Source organism: Nocardioides sp. (assembly GCF_050699375.1).
GTDB lineage: Bacteria > Actinomycetota > Actinomycetes > Propionibacteriales > Nocardioidaceae > Nocardioides.
In genome coordinates, this window is sequence record NZ_JBOHDN010000148.1 from 1 (window position 1) to 8,107 (window position 8,107).

9 protein-coding genes are annotated in these 8,107 nt (G+C 68.5%); all 9 read right to left on the minus strand.

What is annotated here, in order from left to right; translation table 11 throughout:
* Window positions 1–55: 55 nt before the first annotated feature.
* Window positions 56–1,741, minus strand: a complete 1,686-nt coding sequence (locus tag ACRDPS_RS10710; RefSeq protein WP_431501619.1) for a ribonuclease J — start codon at window positions 1,739–1,741, stop codon at window positions 56–58.
* Window positions 1,742–1,752: 11 nt separating this feature from the next.
* Entirely contained in the window at window positions 1,753–2,640 is an 888-nt protein-coding gene (gene dapA / locus ACRDPS_RS10715; protein ID WP_431501620.1) for a 4-hydroxy-tetrahydrodipicolinate synthase, read from the minus strand.
* A 16-nt stretch (window positions 2,641–2,656) separates the two neighbouring features.
* Window positions 2,657–3,595, minus strand: a complete 939-nt coding sequence (locus ACRDPS_RS10720) for an LLM class F420-dependent oxidoreductase (protein WP_431501621.1) — start codon at window positions 3,593–3,595, stop codon at window positions 2,657–2,659.
* A gap of 29 nt (window positions 3,596–3,624) precedes the next feature.
* The gene (locus ACRDPS_RS10725; RefSeq protein ID WP_431501622.1) at window positions 3,625–4,104 is read right to left on the minus strand and encodes a dihydrofolate reductase; all 480 of its coding nucleotides are present in this window, start codon (window positions 4,102–4,104) and stop codon (window positions 3,625–3,627) included.
* Complete coding sequence (locus ACRDPS_RS10730; RefSeq protein WP_431501623.1) at window positions 4,094–4,888, minus strand: thymidylate synthase; 795 nt, start codon at window positions 4,886–4,888, stop codon at window positions 4,094–4,096. Before ACRDPS_RS10730 ends, ACRDPS_RS10725 begins: the two co-directional genes overlap by 11 nt.
* 14 nt (window positions 4,889–4,902) lie before the next feature.
* The gene (locus tag ACRDPS_RS10735) at window positions 4,903–5,733 is read right to left on the minus strand and encodes a PhzF family phenazine biosynthesis protein (protein ID WP_431501624.1); all 831 of its coding nucleotides are present in this window, start codon (window positions 5,731–5,733) and stop codon (window positions 4,903–4,905) included.
* 155 nt (window positions 5,734–5,888) lie between these two features.
* The gene (locus ACRDPS_RS10740; RefSeq protein ID WP_431501625.1) at window positions 5,889–6,863 is read right to left on the minus strand and encodes a DUF559 domain-containing protein; all 975 of its coding nucleotides are present in this window, start codon (window positions 6,861–6,863) and stop codon (window positions 5,889–5,891) included.
* Window positions 6,864–7,042: 179 nt separating this feature from the next.
* A complete protein-coding gene (locus tag ACRDPS_RS10745; protein ID WP_431501626.1) occupies window positions 7,043–7,300 on the minus strand; it encodes a hypothetical protein in 258 nt (85 codons plus the stop codon).
* Window positions 7,301–7,382: 82 nt separating this feature from the next.
* The coding region (locus ACRDPS_RS10750) for a glycine cleavage T C-terminal barrel domain-containing protein (protein ID WP_431501627.1) at window positions 7,383–8,107 on the minus strand (725 nt) is incomplete at its 5' end.

Here is an 8,107-nt window from a genome sequence, read left to right on the forward strand (position 1 = left end):
GTTATGACGCGCCGACTCGGCGTGGATCGACACTCGATCCGCTCGACCTCGCTCGCTACGCCTCGATCACGACCGGGACGATCATCGGGCGGCGACGGTGGGTGCTGGAGACCCAGCGGCCGAACGTACGCCGGATGGCCTGCTGCAGCTGGTAGGTGTCGGTCGCGCCCTCGGAGATGGCTCGGTTGACCGCCTTGATGATCGGCTGCTTGACCGGGTCGAAGGCGTTGTCGGGCCACACGTGGCCGCGCGCATGGATCTCGGGACCGCTGGCGACGGTGCCGTTGACCGTGTCGACCACGATGATGATCGAGACGAAGCCCTCCTCGGACAGGATGCGGCGGTCCTTGAGCTCGGACTCGGTGACGTCGCCGACGGTGGTGCCGTCGACGAACACGTACCCGCACTCGACCTTACCCGCGATCTCGGCCTTGCCGTCGATGAGGTCGACGACGACGCCGTCCTCGGCGTAGACGACGCTCTCGACGCCGGTCTGGCGGGCGAGGTCACCGTTGGCGAGCAGGTGGCGCACCTCGCCGTGGACGGGCATCACGTTGCGTGGGCGGACGATGTTGTAGCAGTAGAGCAGCTCGCCCGCACTCGCGTGACCGGAGACGTGCACCAGGGCGTTGCCCTTGTGGACCACGTTGGCGCCCAGGCGGGCGAGCCCGTTGATCACGCGATAGATCGAGTTCTCGTTGCCCGGGATCAGGCTGCTCGCCAGCAGGACGGTGTCGCCCGGCTCGATGTGCACGAAGTTGTGGGTGCCGTTGGCGATCCGCGACAGCGCCGACATCGGCTCGCCCTGCGATCCGGTCGAGACCATCACCACCTTCTCCGGCGGCAGGTCGGCGAGCTCCTTGGCGTCGACGATGACGTCCTCGGGCACGTGCAGGTAGCCCAGGTCGGAGGCGATCTGCATGTTGCGGACCATCGAGCGGCCGACGTACGCCACCTTGCGGCCGTGCGCGACGGCACTGTCGAGCACCTGCTGGACGCGGTGCACGTGGGAGGCGAAGCAGGCCACGATGATCCGCTGGTCCGACTCGCGGAAGACCTGCTCGATAGCCGGCGCGATCTTCTTCTCGCCGGTCGTGAAGCCCGGCATCTCGGCGTTGGTGGAGTCGACCAGGAAGAGGTCGACACCCTCCTCGCCCAGGCGCGCGAAGGACCGCAGGTCGGTGATCCGCCCGTCCAACGGCAGCTGGTCCATCTTGAAGTCACCGGTGTGCAGCACGAGGCCGGCCGGCGTACGGATCGCCACCGCGAACGCGTCCGGGATGGAGTGGTTGACCGCCACGAACTCGAGCTCGAAGGGCCCGAAGGAGATCTTGTCTCCTTCCGTGACCTTGTGCTGGACGGTCTCGCGCAGGCGGTGCTCGCGCAGCTTGGAGCCCAGCAGGGCAAGGGTCAGCTCGGAGCCGACCAGCGGGATGTTCTGGCGCTCGCGCAGCAGGTAGGGGGTGGCGCCGATGTGGTCCTCGTGACCGTGGGTCAGGACCAGCGCCTCGATGTCGCCGAGGCGGTCACGGATCGGGCCGAAGTCGGGCAGGATCAGGTCGACGCCGGGCTGGTGCTCCTCGGGGAAGAGCACGCCACAGTCGACGATCAGCAGCCGGCCGTCGTACTCGAAGACCGTCATGTTGCGTCCGACCTCGCCGAGGCCGCCGAGAGGGGTGACTCGCAGGCCGCCCTTGGGGAGCTTGCCGGGTTCGGTGAGCTCCGGGTGTGGGTGAGACAAAGGCATTCCTTCTAAAGAAGGCCAGAGGCCTCCAACCCGGCTCGCAGCGCCTCGACCTCGTCGTCGTCGAGTGCCACAAGTGGCCCTCGTACGGTGCGGTTGTCGATGACGCCGGTCAGCTCGAGTGCGGCCTTGGCAGTGGTGGCTCCGTAGTTCGGGACGCCCATGATGGCGTCGATCGCGGGGAGCATCCGCGCATAAGTCTTGCGGGCAGTCTCGACGTCGCTCGCGGCGAACGCGTCGACCAACGTACGTGTCTGGTCGCCGAGCACGTGGGCAGCGACGCTGATCACGCCGACGGCGCCGTGCGCGAGCCAGGCGAGGGTGTGCGCGTCGTCGCCGGAGTAGAGGGTGTAGCCGAGGTCGAGCAGCCTGGTGCCGCGCGGGAAGTCGCCGGCGGCCTCCTTGACCGCGATGACGGTGTCCCAGGTGATCGCCTCTTGGTAGGTCTCGAGGGTGATCGGGGAGCCGGTGCGGCCGGGGACGTCGTAGAGGATGACCGGGACGTCGGTGGTCGAGGCCACCGTACGGAAGTGCTCGCGGATGCCGCGCTCGCCCGGCTTGTTGTAGTAGGGGGTCACCAGGAGCAGGCCGTCGGCACCGATCCTCGCAGCCTGCTTGGCCAGCCCGACCGAGGTGCGGGTGTCGTTGGTGCCGATGCCGGCCACGACCTTGGCGCGGTCTCCGACGGCGTCCTTGACAGCCTCCAGGATCTCGCCGTCCTCGGCCGGCGTGGTGGTCGGGGACTCGCCGGTGGTTCCGGAGACGACGATGCCGTCGTGGCCGTGATCGACCAGGTGCTTGGCCACTTTCTGGGTCTGCTCCAGGTCGACCGAGCCATCGTCATTGAAGATCGTGACGAGTGCTGAGAGCACGGTGCCGAACGGAGCGTCAGTCATGGAATACAGACTATCGTCAGACGCGCGTCATGACCTCGTCGGCTACGAGTGCGAGATGATCGAGGTCGCTGAGGTCGAGCACCTGGAGGTAGAGGCGGGTGGCGCCGGCGTCCTCGAACTGCTTGATCTTGGCGACCACCTCGTCAGGGGTGCCGGCCAGGCCGTTCTCGCGCAGCTCGGCGGGCTCGCGGCCGATCGCCTGCGCGCGGCGGGCGATCTCGTCCTCGTCACGGCCCACGCAGAGCACCTGGGCGGCGGAGTAGATGATCGAGTCGTCACGACCGGCCGCCTCGACGAAGCGCCCGACGTTCTCGAAGAGCGCCTGTGAGTCGGCGACCGAGACGAACGCCGCGTTGAACTCGTCGGCGAAGGTCGCCGCAAGCGTCGGCGTACGCTTCTTGCCGCCCCCACCCACGACCACCGGGATCGAGCCGGCGTGGCCGCGGGTCTGGACCGGCTTGGGCAACCCGGGGCTGTCCTTGATCGTGTAGTGCTTCCCCTCGAAGCTGAAGGTCTCCCCCGGCTCGGTCGCCCACAGCCCGGTGATGACCTCGAGCTGCTCCTCCAGCCGGTCGAACCGCTCGCCGAGGGCAGGGAACGGGATGCCGTACGCCTCGTGCTCCTCCTCGAACCAGCCGGCGCCCAGCCCGAGCTCGACGCGGCCGTCGGACATGTCGTCGACGTTGGCCGCCTGGACGGCCAGCACCCCGGGAAGCCGGAAGGTCGCCGAGGTGACGAGCGTGCCGAGCCGGATCCTGCTCGTGTCGCGGGCCAGCCCGGCCAGCGTCGTCCAGGCGTCGCTCGGTCCGGGGAGCCCGTCGCCCGAGCCCATCTTCAGGTAGTGGTCGGAGCGGAAGAACGCCCCGAACCCCAGCTCCTCGGCCTTCTGAGCGACGGCGAGGATGTCGGCGTAGGACGCCCCCTGCTGGGGCTCGGTGAAGATGCGCAGCTCCATACCTCAGACCCTAACGGGCGGCCGCCAGCCTATTTCCGGCGCGTGTAGAAGATGCGGTCGTACGCCTCGTGGGGCTCCCGCTTCGTCTCGACCCATTGCGCCCGGTCGAAGGGCGGGTAGAGGACGTCGCCCTCAGGAGTCAGGTGGACGCGGGTGATGACCTGATCGGTGGCGTAGGGGAAGGCCGCCTCGTAGACCTGCGCTCCCCCGGCGACGATCGTGTCGCCCTGCTCCTCGGCTGCGAGCGCGAGGGCGGAGTCGATGTCGTGGGCGACCTGGACGCCGCCGTACGCCCAGGTCTTGTCCTTCGTCAGGACGACGGTCGTGCGACCCGGGAGCGGGCGGCCGATGGACTCGAAGGTGGTGCGTCCCATGACGAGCGTGTGGCCCATCGTGATCGCCTTGAACTCGGCCTGCTCGCCGGGGATCTTCCAGGGAATGTCCGGGCCGTTGCCGATGACGCCGTTGTCCGCCACCGCGGCCACCATGACGATGCGCTCAGACGGCAATGGGAGCCTTGATGACGGGGTGCGGGTCGTAGCCCTCCACCGTGATGTCCTCGAGCTCGAAGGCGTCGATGTCCTTGACGTTCGGGGAGAGGCGCAGCGTGGGCAGCCGCCGTGGCTCACGGGTGAGCTGGAGGCGGGCCTGCTCGAGGTGGTTGCTGTAGAGGTGGGCGTCGCCGAGCGTGTGCACGAACTCGCCCGGCTCCAGACCGGTCACGTGCGCGACCATGTGGGTGAGCAGCGCGTAGGAGGCGATGTTGAACGGCACGCCGAGAAAGACGTCCGCGGAGCGCTGGTAGAGCTGCAGGCTCAGCTTCCCGTCGGCCACGTAGAACTGGCACAGCGTGTGGCACGGCGGCAGCGCCATGTCTTCGATGTCGGCCGGATTCCACGCGGTGATGACGTGGCGGCGGCTGTCGGGGTCGGTGCGGATCTGGTCGATGATCTTGGCGATCTGGTCGACGTGCCGGCCGTCGGGCGTGGGCCAGGAGCGCCACTGGTAGCCGTAGACCGGGCCCAGGTCGCCGTTCTCGTCGGCCCACTCGTCCCAGATCGAGATGCCGCGCTCCTGGAGCCAGCCCACGTTGGTGTCGCCACGCAGGAACCAGAGCAGCTCACCGAAGACCGACCGGGTGTGGACCTTCTTGGTGGTCAGCAGCGGGAAGCCCTCGCTGAGGTCGTAGCGCGTCTGGTGACCGAAGACGCTGATCGTGCCCGTCCCGGTGCGGTCGGACTTCTCCACGCCCTCGTCGAGGATGCGGGTCAACAGGTCGAGGTAGGACTGCACACCCCCAGCCTAGGTCAGAGCGTCAGCGACCCTTGGATGGTGGTGAGTGTGTCTCCGCCCACCCAGATCCTGCCCTCGTCGTCGGTGGCGACATGCACCCGCCCGCGCCGCTTCATCACGGTGCCCTGCGAGGAGACGTACGCCACGGGCAGCACGTCGCCGCCCAGCCACTGCGCGATCCCGGCATTGAGCGAGCCAGTGACCGGGTCCTCGTCGACACCGAGGCCACCGACGAAGGCCCGCACCTCGATCGCGCACTCCGCGCCTTCCGGGTAGGTGCCGACAGCACCCACCGCCAGGTCTCCGAGCGCCGCCGGGTCCGGGGTCAGCGCGAGCACGGCCTCAGCGTCCCGGAGCATCACCGCCACCCAGCCCGGTCCGTTGTCGGCCCACTGCGCGGCCAGGATCTCCGCACGGCCGATCCGCAGGCCGGCGGCGATGCGCTCGAGCACGTCCTCCTCCACCGGACCTCCACGGAGCAGGTCGGGCGCGGCGAAAGCCAGGCGCTCACCCCGTTGCAGGCTCACCAGGCCCACGCCACACTCCTGCACGACGTAGGCACCCTTCGGCTCACCCCCCGCCTCCAGCCACGCGTGCGCGCTGCCCAGGGTCGGATGGCCGGCGAACGGCAGCTCGCCGCTGGGCGTGAAGATCCGCAGCCGATAGTCGGCAGCCGGGTCGCCCGGCCGCAGCAGGAAGGTCGTCTCCGACAGGTTCGTCCACCGCGCGAACGACGCCATCTGCTCGTCGCTGAGCCCATCGGCCCCATGTACGACCGCTACCGGATTGCCCAGCATCGGCTCGTTGGTGAAGACATCGACCTGGCGAAACTCATAGCTGCTCACGGCCCGACGATACCCGGGGACCAGACCATGCGCGGCGTCAGCTGGGACTGCCTCGAACCGACCACCATATTGACCCTTGAGGGTCGACGTGGTGCCGCCGGTCGCCCCCGCGACCACCACTTCGCCCCTTGAGGGTCGATGTCGTGGCCGGGGAGTCAGGGACGGCCGGGGAAGTGGAGCTGCCATTGCGGGGACAGGTTGACTGGTGCGCCGGGGAGGCGCCTTGCCACGAGCTGACGGTGGATCCGGTTCAGGGTGTTGCCCGGAGTGTTGTAGATGTCCTTGGCGATGAAGACGAGGATGCGCCAGCCGTCATCGTCGATCTTCTCCCGGCGGTCGATGTCCGACTCCCACTGCTCCTCGCGCTCGACGTGCTGGCGTCCGTCGTACTCGGCGATCAGCTTGATCGAGGGCCAGCACAGGTCGTACTTGCGGAAGTCGAGCTCGCTCTCCTCCCCTACCAGCTGGTTGACCAGCGGCTCGGGGAGACCGGCGAGGACGATCAGCATTCGCAGGCGGGTCTCCATCGGCGAGTCGACGCCGGTACGCACGTAGGTCAGGGCACGGCGAGCAGCCGCAGCACCGGGGCCCGTCGCCTTGGCGCAGTAGCGGTCGAGGCGAGCGAGCCCGTCGGGGTTCTTCCGAACCAGGTAGTCGCCGACCACGACGAGGTCGACCAGCGAGAGCAGCGTGGCGAGCTCGACGAAGTTCTGCTCGACCCTCGAGACCCGGACACCGTTCACGGTCTTCACCTGCGCCTTCGACGCGCAGTGACAGACGACCCCGGCGATCCGGTGACGGTCCTTCTGGGCCATCACGGTGACGTGCTCGCCTGGCAGTGGCGGGAGCGGGAGCCGCGATATCCGGGCGGCGGTCGCATGGCTGGCGAAGGCGGTGTCGGCGTAGGTCTTCAGCGCCGCTTCGGCACGAATCAGCGGAGTCAGCTCGACATCTGCCGCCACGAAGACACCGGTGTGCAGACGTACGAAGCCCGGCCCGCGGAGCCGGTTCGGGGTGATGCCCGCCGCCAGCGCCTGTTTTCGGGTGAACGGACGAGACGGGTCGAACGGCACCTCGTCGGGATCGGTGTCGACCTCGGGGACCGTCTCAGAAGCAGCTGATGCGTTCACGCCAAGCAGCATCCGACAATCTCGTCGAAGCTGCAGAAGTTATCCACAGCAATCGCTCCGTCTGTGGATAACCCCGCTCGTTGCCTCAACGACATCGCCCCTCAAGGGTCGATGTGGTGGTCACATCCAGCGTCGAGACCACCACATCGACCCTTGAGGGTCATCGTGGTTGACGTACGTCAGGCGGAGAGGTTCATCGGGCCGTAGACCTGGCGGTCGTGCTCGAAGAGGATCACCGCGGTCACGCCGGCGTCGAGGAGCTCCTGCCAGACCTCGCCGACCCACGACTCGGCGTCGCCCTGGTTGGCGAAGCGCTGGCCGGCGTACTCATCTCCCGCCGAGACCTCCTCGCCGGAGCCGTCGACGAGCTTCCACCACCACGGCCGCTCGGCGGCGGACGGCTGCTTGAACACCGAGGGGACGTCCGGGATGCTCATGCCGCCACCTCCGTAGCGCAGGCGCCAGAATACGGACGCGGCGGCATGAATGACTGAATGGTCGCTCGCTGACGCTCGCTCATCAGCCCTCCCGTACGTGCGAGTCGACGAAGGGCGGCTTGGTGAGCTGGAAGATCTCGCGACGGCCACGTACGTCGATGCCGATCTCGGCCTCCGGGTTGACCGTGGTCGAGACGAGCACCAGCCCGACGCCCTTCTTCAGGGTCGGCGAGAAGGTGCCGGAGGTGACTTCGCCGACAGGTACGTCGGCGGTCAGGGAGGCGGACATGTGCGGGCGCGGGATGCCGCGGCCGACGGCGATGATGCCGCGCAGGGCGCGCTTCGGGCCGGCCTCCTTCTCCGCGACGAGCTTGTCGCTGCCCCAGAAGGCGTCCTTCTTCCAGCCGACGGCCCAGCCGAGGCCGGCCTCGTTGGGGGTGACGTCGAGCGAGATGTCCTGTCCGTGGAGCGGATAGCCCATCTCGGTGCGCAGCGTGTCCCGGGCGCCGAGGCCACAGGCCACCGCGCCGAGCTCCTCGCCCCTGGTCAGCAGCGCGTCCCAGAGCGCACCGGCCGCGTCGTTGGCGACAATCAGCTCGTAGCCGCGCTCGCCCGAGTAGCCGGACCGGCACACGACCACGCCGATGTCATCTCCAAGAATCTCGGGCGAGGCGGCCTCCACGAAGGACATGTAGTCATGGCCGGCCGGCAGCCCGACCGCGGCGAGCAGCTCGTCCGACTTCGGCCCCTGGACCGCGAGCACCGCGTAGTCGCGGTGGTGGTCGGCGAGGTTGATCCCCTCGGGTG